Source organism: Mesorhizobium sp. M2D.F.Ca.ET.226.01.1.1, assembly GCF_004022705.2.
Taxonomy (GTDB): Bacteria; Pseudomonadota; Alphaproteobacteria; order Rhizobiales; family Rhizobiaceae; genus Mesorhizobium.
Map to the genome: position 1 here is coordinate 393,876 of NZ_RZOY02000003.1, position 14,874 is coordinate 408,749.

Annotated in this window: 17 protein-coding genes; 10 read left to right on the forward strand and 7 right to left on the reverse strand. The window is 64.7% G+C overall.

Features of this window, described 5'->3' with window-relative positions:
• Window positions 1-51: 51 nt before the first annotated feature.
• Window positions 52-1,089, reverse strand: a complete 1,038-nt coding sequence (locus tag EN869_RS09290; RefSeq protein WP_127225643.1) for a zinc-binding dehydrogenase — start codon at window positions 1,087-1,089, stop codon at window positions 52-54.
• 5 nt (window positions 1,090-1,094) lie between these two features.
• On the reverse strand, window positions 1,095-2,336 hold the full coding sequence (locus EN869_RS09295) for an acyl-CoA dehydrogenase family protein (protein WP_127225642.1): 1,242 nt from the start codon (window positions 2,334-2,336) through the stop codon (window positions 1,095-1,097).
• Between the two features lie 120 nt (window positions 2,337-2,456).
• Between EN869_RS09295 and EN869_RS09300 the strand changes: the two genes are divergently transcribed.
• From EN869_RS09300 to EN869_RS09325, 6 genes are all read left to right on the forward strand, one after another.
• Entirely contained in the window at window positions 2,457-3,272 is an 816-nt protein-coding gene (locus EN869_RS09300; RefSeq protein ID WP_127225641.1) for an SDR family oxidoreductase, read from the forward strand.
• Window positions 3,273-3,353: 81 nt separating this feature from the next.
• A complete protein-coding gene (locus tag EN869_RS09305; protein WP_281015764.1) occupies window positions 3,354-3,839 on the forward strand; it encodes a MaoC family dehydratase in 486 nt (161 codons plus the stop codon).
• Window positions 3,836-4,873 carry a phosphotransferase gene (locus EN869_RS09310; RefSeq protein WP_127225639.1) on the forward strand — a complete coding sequence of 346 codons (1,038 nt, stop codon included), beginning with the start codon at window positions 3,836-3,838 and terminating at the stop codon, window positions 4,871-4,873. The genes EN869_RS09305 and EN869_RS09310 overlap by 4 nt, the downstream gene beginning before the upstream one ends.
• Before the next feature lie 2 nt (window positions 4,874-4,875).
• On the forward strand, window positions 4,876-5,652 hold the full coding sequence (locus EN869_RS09315) for an SDR family oxidoreductase (protein WP_127225638.1): 777 nt from the start codon (window positions 4,876-4,878) through the stop codon (window positions 5,650-5,652).
• Window positions 5,653-5,769: 117 nt separating this feature from the next.
• Window positions 5,770-6,414, forward strand: a complete 645-nt coding sequence (locus EN869_RS09320) for a TetR/AcrR family transcriptional regulator (protein ID WP_127225637.1) — start codon at window positions 5,770-5,772, stop codon at window positions 6,412-6,414.
• 163 nt (window positions 6,415-6,577) lie between these two features.
• Window positions 6,578-6,805, forward strand: a complete 228-nt coding sequence (locus EN869_RS09325; protein WP_127225636.1) for a DUF680 domain-containing protein — start codon at window positions 6,578-6,580, stop codon at window positions 6,803-6,805.
• 87 nt (window positions 6,806-6,892) lie between these two features.
• Here EN869_RS09325 and EN869_RS09330 read toward each other — a convergent pair whose 3' ends face one another.
• The 5 genes from EN869_RS09330 to EN869_RS09350 form a co-directional block, all read right to left on the reverse strand.
• Complete coding sequence (locus EN869_RS09330) at window positions 6,893-7,111, reverse strand: hypothetical protein (RefSeq protein ID WP_127225635.1); 219 nt, start codon at window positions 7,109-7,111, stop codon at window positions 6,893-6,895.
• A gap of 84 nt (window positions 7,112-7,195) precedes the next feature.
• Window positions 7,196-7,780, reverse strand: coding sequence for a sarcosine oxidase subunit gamma (locus EN869_RS09335; protein WP_127225634.1), 585 nt, complete (start codon window positions 7,778-7,780; stop codon window positions 7,196-7,198).
• Window positions 7,773-10,766, reverse strand: a complete 2,994-nt coding sequence (locus EN869_RS09340) for a sarcosine oxidase subunit alpha (protein ID WP_127225633.1) — start codon at window positions 10,764-10,766, stop codon at window positions 7,773-7,775. Before EN869_RS09340 ends, EN869_RS09335 begins: the two co-directional genes overlap by 8 nt.
• Window positions 10,763-11,059, reverse strand: a complete 297-nt coding sequence (locus EN869_RS09345; RefSeq protein WP_127225632.1) for a sarcosine oxidase subunit delta — start codon at window positions 11,057-11,059, stop codon at window positions 10,763-10,765. The genes EN869_RS09340 and EN869_RS09345 overlap by 4 nt, the downstream gene beginning before the upstream one ends.
• Window positions 11,060-11,131: 72 nt before the next feature.
• The gene (locus EN869_RS09350) at window positions 11,132-12,385 is read right to left on the reverse strand and encodes a sarcosine oxidase subunit beta (RefSeq protein WP_127225631.1); all 1,254 of its coding nucleotides are present in this window, start codon (window positions 12,383-12,385) and stop codon (window positions 11,132-11,134) included.
• A 230-nt stretch (window positions 12,386-12,615) separates the two neighbouring features.
• Between EN869_RS09350 and EN869_RS09355 the strand changes: the two genes are divergently transcribed.
• The 4 genes from EN869_RS09355 to rpsU all read left to right on the forward strand — a co-directional run bounded on the left by EN869_RS09355 (window position 12,616) and on the right by rpsU (window position 14,757).
• Window positions 12,616-12,957, forward strand: a complete 342-nt coding sequence (locus EN869_RS09355; protein ID WP_245489401.1) for a YrdB family protein — start codon at window positions 12,616-12,618, stop codon at window positions 12,955-12,957.
• A gap of 103 nt (window positions 12,958-13,060) precedes the next feature.
• A complete protein-coding gene (locus EN869_RS09360; RefSeq protein WP_127225630.1) occupies window positions 13,061-13,819 on the forward strand; it encodes an SDR family oxidoreductase in 759 nt (252 codons plus the stop codon).
• 107 nt (window positions 13,820-13,926) lie between these two features.
• The gene (locus EN869_RS09365; protein WP_127225629.1) at window positions 13,927-14,319 is read left to right on the forward strand and encodes an SET domain-containing protein-lysine N-methyltransferase; all 393 of its coding nucleotides are present in this window, start codon (window positions 13,927-13,929) and stop codon (window positions 14,317-14,319) included.
• A 171-nt stretch (window positions 14,320-14,490) separates the two neighbouring features.
• A complete protein-coding gene (rpsU, locus tag EN869_RS09370; RefSeq protein ID WP_042639546.1) occupies window positions 14,491-14,757 on the forward strand; it encodes a 30S ribosomal protein S21 in 267 nt (88 codons plus the stop codon).
• The last annotated feature ends 117 nt before the right edge of the window (window positions 14,758-14,874 follow it).

Genomic DNA, 14,874 nt, shown 5'->3' on the forward strand with positions numbered 1-14,874 from the left:
GCCGATCACGGTTTTTTGTCCAAAGGCATTGCTCCGATCGGCGTCGGTTGCTTACGGCCTGATGAACACCTTTCCGTTGGGCTTGGCGAGCTCGGCCGGCAGCCGCGCCATCGCCTCGTCCAGAGGCACGACCGCCGTGACGTCGGTCGACCAGCGTCCGTCGGAAAAGCGCTTCTGCGCCTCCAGCACCGCCGGACCCAGCCTATCGCGGAACTGCCGCATCCATTCGGCCAGCCAGAAACCTTCGACGCGTTTGTGCTGGAAGATCAGCTGGCCGGGCTCGCGGATCACCGTCGGCTCGGCGTCGAGCCGGCCATAGACGATCCAGCGCGCGCGCTTCGGCATGGCGTTGAAGATTGCCGAAGCCAGCGGACCGGTGACCGCGTCGAGGAAGACGCGCGGCTGCTCGGCCTTCATCGCCTCGCGCAGCGCTGCCTCGAAATCCGTCGCCTTCTCGTTGAGCGCATGGGCGGCGCCGAGGTCCTTCAAAAGCGGGATCTGCTCATCGCGGCGCACGGTGACGATCGGCCGAAAACCTTCCTCCTTCGCCAGCCCGATGATCAGCTTGCAGAGCTGGCTGGCGCCGGCGGTCATGATGAAGGCCTTTTCGCCCTCCTGCTTGACGATGTCGAACATGGCCAAGGCGGTCAGCGGATTGACGATCATTGCGGCGCCGTCCTCGTCGCGCACCGTGTCGATGAGCGGGATGCAGGACGCGGCCTCGGCAACGGCATAGTCGGCCCAGGCGCCCCAATTTGTCACCCCGGTGGCGAAGGCAACACGCTTTCCCGCAAGGCTCCTCGCATAGGCGTCGTCGCCGGTGGCGACAACAGTGCCGACGCCCTCGAAGCCGGCCGGCCGGCCCTTGACCCGCGGCTGGCCGTACTGGCCCTTGATGAAGGCGATGTCGGACGGATTGATCGAGGCGAGGCTGACCTTGATCAGCGCCTGTGTCGGACCGGGCGCCGGCACCGCGATGCTGCCGGGCTGGAGATAAGGCTCCATCGCCTCCAGCGCGGCCGCCGAAGGCGTCCTTGTGTAGCCGTCGCCGACAAGCAGCAGGCCTTGCATTTGCGATGGAAGCGTCATGGCTGTCAGACCTTTTCCTGCGTGTATTTCTTCAGTTCCGCGCGCGCCACCTGCCGCCGGTGCACGGCGTCCGGCCCGTCGGCCAGCCTGAGCGTCCGCAGATGCGTCCAGGATCGGGCGAGCGGCGTGTCCTGGCTGATGCCTTGCGCGCCGAACATCTGCACCGCTTCGTCCGTGACCTTGAGCGCGACGCGGGGCGCCACGACCTTGATCTGGCTGATCCAGGGCGCGGCGGCGCGGGCATCGCCCTGGTCGATCATCCAAGCCGCCTTGAGGCACAAGAGCCGCGCCATCTCGATCTCCATGCGGCATTCGGCGATGATGTCGAAATTGGCGCCGAGCTTGGCCAGCGACTGGCCGAAGGCCTCGCGCCGCACCGAGCGCTGGCACAGCATCTCCAGCGCCATTTCGGCCTGGCCGATGGCGCGCATGCAGTGATGGATGCGGCCAGGCCCGAGCCGCCCCTGCGCGATCTCGAACCCCCTCCCCTCGCCGAGGATCAGGTCCGCCGCCGGCACCCGTACATTGTCGAACCTCAGATGCATATGGCCGTGCGGGGCGTCGTCGTCGCCATAGACCTGCATCGGCCGCAGCCTGGTGATACCCTTGCTGTCGGAAGGCACCAGGATCATCGAATGCCGGCGGTGCTGCGGCTCCTCGTCCGACCCGGTCCTGACCATGACGATGTAGATGGCGCAGCGCGGATCGCCGGCTCCGGAAGCCCACCATTTCTCACCGTTGAGCACATAATCGCCGCCCTGCCGCTCGCAGCGCATCGAAATATTCGTCGCGTCCGAGGACGCCACGTCAGGCTCGGTCATGAGATAGGCCGAACGGATTTTCCCCTCGAGCAGCGGTTCCAGCCAATCCCGCTTCTGCGCCTGCGAGCCGTAACGCTCCAGCACCTCCATATTGCCGGTGTCGGGCGCCGAGCAGTTGAAGGTTTCGGCGCCGAGATGCGCCTTGCCCATCTCCTCCGCCAGATAGGCGTATTCGACGGTGGAGAGGCCGTAGCCGCGTTTGGAATCGGTCAGCCAGAAGTTCCACAGGCCGCGCTCCCGCGCCGCCCTCTTCAAGCCTTCCAGGATCTCCGTCTGCCTGGCCGTATAGGCCCAGCGGTCGCCGTCCTTGCCGACTTCGGCGAGAAACTCTTCGCCCTGCGGCGCGATCTCGTCGCGTACCATCGCTGCCACACGCTGGTGGATCAGCTTCAGCCGCTCGGTCATGCCGAGATTCATATCCGCCATCGCTTCCGGCCTTTCCGAAGATAAATCTTTACCCGTGGCAAGGATGACCGTACTTCGGCTAGCCTTGTCAACGCGAGTTCTTGGGCGAGTCCCCGGCCGGGCAGGATGCGGAGGAATGCGATGAGCTATCTGGACAAGCTGTTCTCGGTCACCGGCAAGACCGCACTGGTGACCGGTGCGGCGACCGGAATCGGCCGCATGGTGGCGACCGGGCTGGTGCGCGCCGGTGCCCGGGTGATGATCGCCTCGCGCAAGGGCGAGGATTGCATGAAAGTCGCCAACGAATTGAACGCGCTCGGCGGCTCAGGCCAGGCCGAAGGCTTTGCCGGCGACGTGTCCAGCGAAGCGGGCATCGCCGCCCTCGTTGCCGAGGTCAAGGCGCGCACCGAGCGCCTGCACATCCTGGTGAACAATGCCGGCATTTCCTGGGGCGCGCCGCTGCAGGAGTTCCCTTACCACGCCTGGGCGAAGGTATTCGGCGTCAACGTAACCGCCGTCTTCCACCTGACCCGGGAGCTGTTGCCGCTGCTCGATGCCGCCGCCAGCGACGAGGACCCGGCCCGCGTGATCAATCTCGGCTCGGTGATGGGCACCCAGCCGCTGGCCGACGACGCCTACTCCTACACCGCCTCGAAGGCCGCGGTGCACCATCTGACGCGCACGCTGGCGAGCGAGTTCGCCGCCCGCCGCATCACCGTCAACGCTTTCGCCCCCGGTCCCTTCCAGAGCCGGATGACGGCCTTTGCCACCGCGACCGAGGAGCGGGCGAAACATGTTGGTAACCATGTTCCGCTCGGCCGCATCGGCGTGGCGGATGACATTGCCGGCGCAACGCTTTATTTGTGCAGCCGTGCCGGCAGCTATGTCACCGGCGCCATCCTGCCCATCGACGGCGGCCAGTCGGTGCAGCACGGAATGACATTGTTCAAGGAATAAGACGCCCGGTTTCAAGGAATCCGGGCGGGGTTCAAGGAATAAGACGCCCGGTCAATCAATCCGGGCGGGGGCGCGGAGGACATCAGCGTGGAACCGATCAGTCTCGATACGCTTCTGGCAAGCGTCGGCAAGGAGGTCGGCGTGTCGCCCTGGCGCACGGTGACGCAGCGCATGATCGACCAGTTCGCCGATGCCACCGACGACCACCAGTTTATCCATTGCGATCCGGAGCGCGCCGAGCGCGAAACGCCGTTCGGCGGCACCATCGCGCATGGCTTCCTGTCGCTGTCGCTTTTGTCGGCAATGACCTTCGAGACCATGCCGCCACTCGAAAACACCAAGATGGGCGTCAATCACGGCTTCGATACGCTGCGCTTTCTGGCGCCGGTAAAGACCGGCGCACGCATCCGCACCCGCTTCGTGCTGGCGGATGTGAAGGTGAGGCCGTCCGGCTGGGTGCAGACGGCGCATGACGTGACCATCGAAATCGAGGGTTCGAAAAAGCCGGCGCTGACTGCGCGCTGGCTGACGCTCACCTTGCTCGAGCGCCAGCCCGAGACCGCATGAGCGGCGACGCTAATACTTTAGACCTGGCGGCGCTTGCGCCTTATCTCGAAGCGCATGTCCCGGGTTTTGCCGGGCTTTCAGCGATCGAGAAATTCAAATCCGGGCAGTCCAATCCGACCTACCTCCTGACCGCTGCGAGCGGCCGCTACGTATTGCGCGCCAAGCCGCCGGGACAATTGCTGAAATCCGCGCATCAGGTCGATCGCGAGTTTCGGGTGATGCAGGCGCTTTCCGGGACGACGGTGCCGGTGCCGCGCATGCTGCATCTGTCAGGCGAGGATTCGCCGATCGGCCGCATGTTCTATGTCATGGAATATCTCGACGGCCGCATCTTCTGGGACCCGTCGCTGCCTGACGTTTCCGGCAATGACGGGCGCGTCGCGGTCTATGACGCTATGAACGCCACGCTCGCCGCCTTGCACGGTGTTGATGTAGAGGCCGTGGGCCTTGGCGATTTCGGCAGGCCGGGCAGCTATTTCGAGCGCCAGTTCGCCCGCTGGACCAGCCAGTATCGCGCCTCCGAAACCGAAACCATCGCCGATATGGATCGGCTGATCGCCTGGCTTGAGACGCATATGCCGGCCGATGATGGCCGCGTCTCGCTCGTCCATGGCGACTACCGGCTGGACAACATGATGTTCGCCAAGGAACAGCCCAAGGTCATCGCCGTGCTCGACTGGGAACTGTCGACGCTTGGCCATCCCTTTGCCGACCTCGCCTATCAATGCATGCAATGGCGGCTGCCGCATGCCTCGGGCTTTCGCGGCCTCGGCGGCATCGACCGCGCGGCGGCGGGCCTGCCTTCCGAGGAGGCCTATGTCGCCGCCTACTGCCGCCGGCGCGGCATCGAGGCGATCGGCGACTGGACCTTCTTCCTGGCCTTCTCCTTCTTTCGACTGGCGGCGATCTGCCAAGGCGTCTATCGCCGCGCGCTGGACGGCAATGCCTCCAACCCGGAGAAAGCCAAGACCTACGGCCAGGCGGTGAAACTGCTCGCCGAGCTCGCGGTGGAGCTGGTCGATAAGGAGCGCTGAGGATGGGCCGTTTCGAGAGCGCGACCGTGCTGATCACCGGTGCGACCGGCGGTCTCGGCAGTGGTGCGGCAAGAGCCTTCGCCGCCGAAGGTGCGCGGCTGGTGCTTTCCGATCTCGACGAGCCGGCGCTCGGCGGTTTTGCGGCGACGCTCGACGCCGAGACAGCGTGCCTTGCGGGCAACATCGCCGACGAAAGGCTGTCGGAGGATCTCGTGAAACTGGCCGTCGAGAAATTCGGTCGGCTCGACATCGCCGTCAACAATGCCGGCATCGTGCACAGCTTCGTGCGCCTGCCGCAGGTGACGTCCGAGGAAGCGCGCCGCGTGGTCGAGATCGATCTTCTCGGCGTCTTCTACGCCATGAAGCACCAGATCCCGCAGTTGGAGCGCCAGTTCAAGGACAGTGGCAAGGGCGGGGTCATCGTCAACATCGCGTCGGTCGCCGGCCTCTCCGGCGCGCCCAAGCTGTCGGTTTACGCTGCCGCCAAGCACGGCGTTGTCGGGCTAACGCGCTCGGCGGCGGTGGAATATGCCAGCAAGGGCATTCGCATCAATGCGGTCTGCCCCGCGCATACGAAAACCGCGATGGTCGACGGCTTCGTCCGCTTCAGTGGAACGCCCGAAGCCGAAGCGCTTGCTGAGCTCACCCGCGGCGTGCCGATGAAGCGTGTCGGTGAGGTCGACGAGATCACGACCGGCATCCTGTTCCTCGCCGACCCGGCCAATTCCTTCATGACCGGCCACACGCTGGCGCTCGACGGCGGCATTGGCGCCATCTAAGCATCCCGCGAAACGAAGCGTTAAGAGCGGACGCAGCGGAACCAGTTCGCTCTCTTGTCCGTTTCCGTACAGCGTATATAATTTTGTGAGGCAACCAATCACATAGGCAGGCAAGCATTGACGCTGAGCGTTCAGAAACGCCGCGAAAAACAGAAGGCAGAGCTTCGCTCGGAACTCGTCGCGGCGGCCCACAAGCTGGTTCAGGAAGAGGGCTATGAAGGCCTGACGATCCGCAAGCTGGCCAAACGCGTCGGCTATGCGCCGATGTCGGTCTATTCCTATTTCGCCGACAAGCAGGACATCCTCTTCGCGCTCGCCGAGGATGCGTTCGAGACGCTGGCGCGGCGCATCGAGGAACATCCCGCCGACGATCCGGTCGAGGCGCTCAAGGCGGTGATGACCGAGTACGCCGCCTTCGGCCTCGGCAACCCCAACGAATACCGCACCGTTTTCATGACCGAGAAGACCAAGCTGCCGGAAGGCCGCAGCTACGAGGACATGGAAGAGGGCAACCCGGCCATGAAGGTGCTGATCAAGCGGGTGGAGGCCTGCGTGGCCGCCGGCAAGCTCAAGGGCGACCCGCGCGCGATCGCCACCATGCTGTGGACCGTCGGCCATGGCACGATCTCACTGCTGATCACCTTTCCGTTTTATCCTTTCGGTGACCCCGAGGCCTATGTGAAGCGCATGTGCAATTTCATGGTGGCTTCGCTGTCGGGGCAGGACATTCCCCCGCTCACCGAAACACCGGTCGACTGCTGATCACTTCTGACGTGATCGAAGTCCCGGTCGCTTGATCCGTCGCAGCCAATTCCCATTTTCGAAAAAATTTTACGTACGCGTACAGAGTCCCTCTTGAATTCCGCCCCCGTCATCCGTATCTGTACGTCATGCCGTACATGTACGGAAATGCTGGAGACGGAAAATGAAGAAGACCATCCTCACCCTCGCCGCCGTGCTGGCTTTCTCGGGTGCCGCCTTTGCTGGCGCCGCCCAGCCGGCCAAGCATGCGCCTGCTGCCTGCATCCAGGCCAATGTGAAGCTTGATTGCAACGCGACCGGTTCGGTCGAAAAGGCTGACACCGCCAAGACCCAGCCGAAGAGCCCGAAGCTTGGCATCGACGTCAACCCGTGGTTCGTGCCCGGCCTGTAAGCGCTACTGGTAAGATTTCAAACGAAAACGGGCGGCACTTGGCCGCCCTTTTTCGTTTTGCCTGTTGCCCGAGCGATCTGCCTAGACTTATTTCTTGCGCGGTTTCGTTCCTGGTACGGCCTTAGCCGGCTTGGCGGGCGAGCCAGGGATGGCGCTGCTCGTGATCGACACCGGGTCGCTGGCCGGAAACGTATCCTCGAGACCTTCCTCGAGTTCCTCTTCCTCGATCTCGCGATGCCGTTCCTGCTCCAGCGAGCGGACAGCCACTGTCTTCTTGGGCGACTTCGGCGCTGGTTTGGATGGCATCGGCATCTCCCTCGCAAGCTGCGAAAACGGACAGGGCCGGCGATGGTTCCGGTTGCGCGGCTATCCGACAGCGTAGCGTGAAGATCAGTTCGCCGCGTCGCTTGCCGCTTCCGACAGCAGAGTAAAGACATAGTCCGAGAAGGAGCGCCAGCACTCCACACGGAACGCATCCGCAGCAGTGCGCAACAGCACGATCTCGGATTTACCGAGAATGGTGCGCGAGGCAGCACCGACCGGGAAGGCGTCGAGCGACAGGTCCTGCGGACAGCCCGAATTGACCGTCACCGCGGCCGCTGGTCCGGCAACTGAAATCCCGACATTGCGGTGCGAGATGCCGACCGCCGAATGCAGCGCCGAAATCTTGGCGCAGTCGGCGAGCGGATCGTTGCCTGCCTCGTCGATGATCATCCATTCGTCCGGGCCGAGCCACAGCGCCGTGCGTCCATCCTTCGTCGCCGAGCTCTTCGGCTTGACCGGCAGCGTCACGCCGAGCGCCTTGGAGAGCGCCGCGAGCGAAGCCTGCGGCGCGCGCAGCGAAATGCGCTCGGCCGGCGGCAGCATCTCCACTTTCACGCCCGGCGCCGACAGCGTGCGGCCCGCAAGTGCCGGCCGCCGTTCGACGGAAGCGGATGCAGCAGCGGCTTTTGTCTTGGCGGCAGCCTTAGCCATTGAGGCGTTCTCCCTTCTCGTCGACGAACACCATGCCGGTGACTTCCACCTCGATCGTGCCGTTCGGCATCGGCACATAGAGCGTCTGCCCCATGCGGTCGCGGCCGCCGGCAACCAGCGCCAGAGCGATCGAACGACCGCAATTCTCCGACCAGTAGCTGGAGGTGACGTGGCCGATCATCTTCATCGGAATAGGCTGTTTCGGATCGGCAACGATCTGCGCGCCTTCTTCCAGCACAACCTTCGGGTCCTTGGTCTTCAGGCCGACGAGCTGCTTGCGGCCCTTGGCCACCAGGTCCGATCGGGTCAGGCCGCGAATGCCGACGAAGTCGGTCTTCTTCTTGCCCACCGCCCAGTCGAGCCCGGCATCGTTCGGCGTCACCGTGCCGTCCGTGTCCTGGCCGACGATGATGTAGCCCTTCTCGGCGCGCAGCACGTGCATCGTTTCGGTGCCGTAGGCGACAGCACCATGCTTCTGGCCCTCGGCCCACAGCGCTTCCCACACCGCCTCGCCGTAATCGGCAGGCACATTGACCTCGAAACCGCGCTCGCCGGTGAAGGACATGCGGAACAGCCTTGTCGGCACGCCGCAGATCTTGCCCTCGCGCACCGACATATGCGGCATCGCCTCGTCCGACATGTCGATGCCTTCGACCAGCGGCGCGATAATGTCGCGCGACTTCGGCCCCTGCACCGCGATCACCGCCCATTGCTCGGTGATCGAGGTCAGCCAGACATTCAAGTGCGGGAACTCGGTCTGGAGGTAATCCTCCATGTGGTTCATGACGCGCGGCGCGCCGCCTGTCGTCGTCGTCACATGGAAGCGGTCCGGCGCAAGCCTGCCGACGACGCCGTCGTCATAGATGAAGCCGTCCTCGCGCAGCATGATGCCATAGCGGCAGCGGCCGGTTTCCAGCTTCTCCCACGGATTGGTGTAGAGCAGCTCCATGAACTTTGCTGCGTCCGGCCCGACCACCTCGATTTTGCCGAGCGTCGAGGCGTCGAACAGGCCGCCCACCTTGCGCACAGCCACGCATTCGCGATTGACGGCGGCATGCATGTCCTCGCCCGCCTTGGGGAAATACCAGGCGCGTTTCCAGTGGCCGACATCCTCGAACACCGCACCTTGCGAAGCGGCCCAGCCATGCGTCGCCGTGCGCCGGGTCGGGTCGAACAGCGCGCCGCGCGCGTGACCGACAATCGAACCGAAGGTCACCGGCGTGTAGGGTGCGCGAAAGGTGGTGAGGCCGACTTGCGGGATCGGCTTGCCGAGTTCCTCGGCGGCGATCGCCAGGCCGTGCATGTTCGACGTCTTGCCCTGGTCGGTCGCCATGCCGTTGGTGGTGAAGCGCTTGACGTGCTCGATCGAGCGCATGCCTTCATGCACCGCCTGGCGGATGTCCTTGGCGGTGACGTCGTTCTGGAAATCGACGAAAGCCTTGACCGTGGTGCCGGGCCCGGCGCCGGGCGCCGCGCCCAGCATGCCGCGCGAGCAGCTCTCGCCGGCATCGACCTTCGGCTTGGCGCTCTTCCCGGCCTTGCCGCCGGCTTCCTTCGCCGCCTTGGCGCCGGCCGCATAGGCCTCGTCGACCGTTGCGTCCAGCCCGTCGGTGCCGTTGCAGCCGCCGACCGACACGCAGTCCTGCGCATAGGTGCCGGGCACGAAGCGCTTGGTCTCGTCGTTGAAGGCAACCTTGCCGCGCGACTGCGAGAACAGATGCACCGATGGCGTCCAGCCGGCCGACATCAAGATGGCGTCGACCGGAACGGTGCGCTCACCGCCGCCATTCTTCGGCTGCACGGTCATCGAGGAGACGCGCAGCTTGCCGCCGGCGCTGATCACGGCGCGGCCGAAATTGATCTCAATGCCGAGCGCCCTCGCCTCGTCGATCACCGGTCCGGCCGGGTTGTCGCGCAGGTCGACGACGGCCGCGATGTTGACGCCGGCCTTCTTGAGGTCGATTGCCGCGGCATAAGCGGAGTCATTCGCCGTATAGACGCCGACATTCCTGCCGACCGCGACGCCATAGTGGTTGAGATAGGTGCGCGCCGCCGAAGCCAGCATCACGCCCGGACGGTCGTTGTTGGCGAACACCATATGCCGCTCGATGGCGCCGGTCGCGATCACGACGCGATTGGCGCGGACCTGCCACAGACGCTCGCGCGCCAATTCACGGCCCGGGCTCTTGAGATGGTCGCTGACCCGTTCGACCAGTCCGACGAAATTCTGCGCGTAGTAACCAAAAGCGGTGGTGCGCGACAGCACGCGCACATTGTCCATCGCCTTGAGCTTCGCGACCGCACCTTGAGCCCACGCAAAGCCGCCCTGGCCATCGATCCTGGCGCCGCTCTCGAAGCGCAGGCTGCCGCCGAATTCGGCCTGCTCGTCGGCGAGGATCACCCGCACGCCCGTTTCGGCGGCGGCAAGCGCTGCGGCAATGCCGGCGGCGCCGCCACCCAGCACCAGCACCTCGCAATGCGCATAGCGCGCGGCATAATGGTCCGGGTCCGGCTTCTCGGGCGAGACGCCGAGACCGGCGGCAGCGCGGATCTTCGGTTCGTAGAGATTCTTCCAGGCCGACTTCGGCCACATAAAGGTCTTGTAGTAGAAGCCGGCCGAGAACATCGGCGATGCAAGGTCGTTGACCGCGCCGATGTCGAAGGCGAGCGACGGCCAGCAGTTCTGCGAATTGGCGGTCAGCCCGTCATAAAGCTCCTGCACGGTCGCCCGCACATTCGGCGTCTTGCGCGCATCGTCGCGCACGATCTGCACCAGCGCGTTCGGTTCCTCCGCGCCGGCCGACAGGAAGCCGCGCGGCCGGTGATACTTGAACGAGCGGCCGACCAGATGCACGCCGTTGGCGAGCAGCGCCGAGGCGAGCGTATCGCCCTCGATGCCCGTGTAGGACTTGTCGTCGAAGCTGAAGGAGGCCGTCCTGGCCTGGCTGAGGCGACCGGCGCCGGAGATACGGAATGCGGCGGTCATTTCGCGGCTCCAGGCAGTTTCGCGGGCTTCGGCTCGCCGGCCTTGTAGGTCATGATGAACTTGTCGGTGACGGTGTCGCGCACCGCGTTGAAGAAGCGCGCGCAGCCATGGATGTGCCGCCAGCGCTCATAGATGACGCCCTTCGGATTCGCGCGGATGAAGAAGAATTTCTCGAAATCGTCGTCGCTCTCGGCGGCAATGTTCGTCGGCCGCGCGATATGCGCCTCGCCGGCATTGCGGAACTCGAGTTCAGGGCGCTCTTCCTCGCAATAGGGGCAGCGGATGAGAAGCATCTGGGTGATCCTAAAACTTGCCATGACCGACGCGCACGCCGGCCGGTTGATCGCAATGCGGCTGAGTGATCATCAGTGGGCCACCGCAGCCGCGGCGGCCTCGTCGATCAGACGTCCCGTACGGAAGCGCTCGAGCGTGAAGGGCGCGTTGATCGGGTGCGGGTCGTCCTTCGCGATCGTGTGCGCGAAGACATTGCCCGACCCGGGCGTTGCCTTGAAGCCGCCCGTGCCCCAGCCGCAATTGACGTAGAGGCCTTGCACCGGCGTCTTCGCCAGGATCGGCGAGCGGTCGGGGGTCACGTCGACGATGCCGCCCCAGGAGCGCAGCATCTTCATGCGGGTGAAGATCGGGAACATCTCGCAGATGGCGTCGAGCGTGTGCTGAAGAATGTGCAGGCCGCCGGTCTGCGAATAGGAGACGTACTGGTCGGTGCCGGCACCGATGACCAACTCGCCCTTGTCGGACTGCGAAATATAGGCGTGCACGGTGTTCGACATCACCACGCAGGGCACCACCGGCTTGATCGGCTCCGACACCAGCGCCTGCAGCGGATAGCTTTCGAGTGGCATGCGCACGCCGGCCATGTTCATGATGACCGACGAATGGCCGGCCGCGACCACGCCGATCTTCTTGGCGCCGATGAAGCCGCGCGTCGTCTCGACGCCGCTGACCGCGCCATTGGCCGCGCGCTTGATGCCGGTGACCTCGCAATTCTGGATGATGTGCACGCCGCGCGCCGAGGCGCCGCGCGCATAGCCCCAGGCGACCGCGTCGTGGCGCGCCGTGCCGCCGCGCCGCTGCAACGCCGCGCCCATCACCGGATAGCGCGCTTCCTTGGAGATGTTGAGCGGCGGACAGAATTCCTTCGCCTGTTCCGGCGTCAGCCATTCATTGTCGATGCCGTTGAGCCGATTGGCATGGATATGGCGCTTGAAGACCCGCACGTCATGGACGTTGTGCGCCAGCATCATGACGCCGCGCGCCGAATACATGACGTTGTAGTTGAGCTCCTGGCTGAGCCCGTCCCACAGCTTCAGCGCATGGTCATAGATGCCGGCGCTTTCGTCATAGAGATAGTTGGAGCGGATGATGGTGGTGTTGCGGCCGGTGTTGCCGCCGCCGAGCCAGCCTTTTTCCAGCACCGCGATGTTAGTGATGCCGTGCTCGGTCGCCAGATAATAGGCCGTCGCCAGACCGTGCCCGCCGGCGCCGACGATGATGACGTCATATTCCTTTTTCGGCTCAGGCGAGGTCCATTGCTCTTCCCAGCCCTTGTGGCCGCGCATCGCCTCGCGGGCAATGGCGAATACCGAGTATTTCTTCACGTTAAGCCTCGCGCCAAAAATCGCGGATATGGTCCGGGCCTCTCCCGTCACGCGAGGTGTATCACTAGCGAAACCGCGATGTCATCCTTGCGCTGTTTGCGACGGCGCTTGCCGCTTTGCGCCATGCCGAAAGGATGACATCCGGGCTGGTAGCCGCGGCGGCAATCAGCCATACCGGCTGTCCCGAGACCTGGAGGATGGATATGGGTAACGCTTGGTGGAATCTGACCTTGCGCTTTCTGCTGGAACTTGCGGCGCTGCTCGGGCTTGGCATGGCCGGCTGGAGCCTGTCCGAAGGGTGGTGGCGCTGGCTTCTCTCATTGGCCTTGCCGCTTATTGCAGCTGCGCTTTGGGGAACCTTCGCGGTTCCTGACGACCCAAGCCGGTCGGGCCGCGCACCGGTTCCTGTGCCGGGCGCGGCGCGGCTGGTGTTGGAACTCGTCATACTGTTCGGCGGCGCCGCTGGAATCTATCTGGCCGGTCACGCGGCCGCCGGCATTGCCATGGCTCTGCTGATCGCCCTCAGCTACGCCTTCTCGCTGGACCGGCTGGGTTGGCTGTTGCGGCAGTAGGGCCACAGCGCCTTTGCCGGTTTCGGGTGGCTCCGGCCTGTGCCATTTGCGACCAAGCATCCAACCGCCGGCCAGCTCGGCAGAAAAGGAAGGATGCAGAGACATGTTCACCCTGACAAACAAGGTTGCCATCGTCACCGGCGCCAGTTCCGGCATCGGCCGCGCCACGGCGAAGCTCTTCGCCGAGCAGGGCGCGAATCTCGTCGTCGCGGCGCGCCGCAAGCTCGAGCTCGACGCCCTCGTCGACGAGATCGAAGCGGCGGGCGGCACGGCGGCCGCACTTGCCGGCGATGTCCGGGACGAGGCCTATGCCAAGGCGCTGGTCGAGCTCGCTATTGTTCGTTTCGGCGGCCTCGACATCGCCTTCAACAATGCCGGCGCCGTCGGTGTGATGGAGCCCGTGCCCGACATGGCGCCGGCGACCTGGCACGAGACGATGGACACCAATCTGACCAGCGCCTATCTCGCCGCGAAGCATCAGATACCGGCCATGCTGGAGCGCGGCGGCGGCTCGCTGATCTTCACCTCGAGCTTCGTCGGTTACACCGCCGGCATGCCGGGCATGGCGGCCTATGCCGCGGCCAAGGCCGGACTGATCGGGCTGACGCAGGTGCTGGCCGCCGAATACGGTCCGAAGGGTCTGCGCGTCAACGCGCTGCTGCCCGGCGGCACCGATACGCCCGGCGCCACGACCACCACGCCCGAGGCGCGCGCTTTCGTCGAAGGTATCCATGCCTTGAAGCGGATGGCGCAGCCGGAGGAGATCGCCGGCTCCGCGCTCTACCTCGCCTCGGACGCCTCGAGCTTCACCACCGGTACGGCGCTGTTTGCCGATGGCGGCGTCTCCATCAACCGGACCTGACGCATTCGGCGGGCTGCAAATATGCTCGCCGTTGAAATCTCACGATATGGCCTTGCATTCCGGTTGAATTTCGCGATTTGCTTTCGGGCCGAAAACGGACCGGAACGATGCTGCTGATCAGAACCTATGTTGCCCAGAGCGCCATCGAGGGCGTCGGCGTCTTCGCCGCCGAGCCGATCCGAAAAGGCGCCTCGATCTGGCGGCTCGATCCCGATTTCGACCGGCTGATTCCGCAGGACAAATATGAGGCCGCGCCCCCGCATTTGAGGGAATTGCTCGACCGCTATGCCTATCCGAGCCCGGATAAGCCCGGCTTCATCGTCTATGAGGTCGACAATGGCCGCTTCATGAACCATGCCGAGCGGCCGAACACGGATTTCTCGCAATATGGCGGCGCCACCGCCATCCGCGACATCGCAGCCGGCGAGGAAATCACCTGCGACTACGGCGAATTCTTCCAAGATTTCGCGCACCTCCATCCGGTGGCGGCGGAAGGCTGAGTCGCAACCAGGCGCGGTGTTCCGGTTTTTGATCGCGTTCGCACAATCAGCGGTGGACAGGACAGCCTGATTCTGCTATCAGCCGCCACAATTCGCGGTGCAACTCGCCGCGGAGGCATCTCGGCTATGGCCGATTGCCTAACGATTTCAAACCCGAAGACAGGATTGCCCGTGCAGGTACTCGTCCGCGACAACAACGTTGATCAGGCGCTTCGCGCGCTGAAGAAGAAAATGCAGCGCGAAGGTATTTTCCGCGAAATGAAGATGCGCGGTCACTACGAGAAGCCGTCGGAGAAGCGTGCCCGCGAGAAGGCGGAAGCCGTGCGTCGCGCCCGCAAGCTGGCCCGCAAGCGCGCCCAGCGCGAAGGCCTGCTGCCGATGACCCCGCGTCCGGCTCCGGCCGGTGCTGGCGGCGCGCCGCGTTCGCCGCGCTCATAACGCCTATTTTTCGTCCTTTTCGAAGGATACCGAGGTGGCGCGATGCGGAATCGCCGCCACCTTTTTGTTTACAGATTCGAGCCGGTTCGGAGAGGGAACGGACTGACGGCGGCGCGG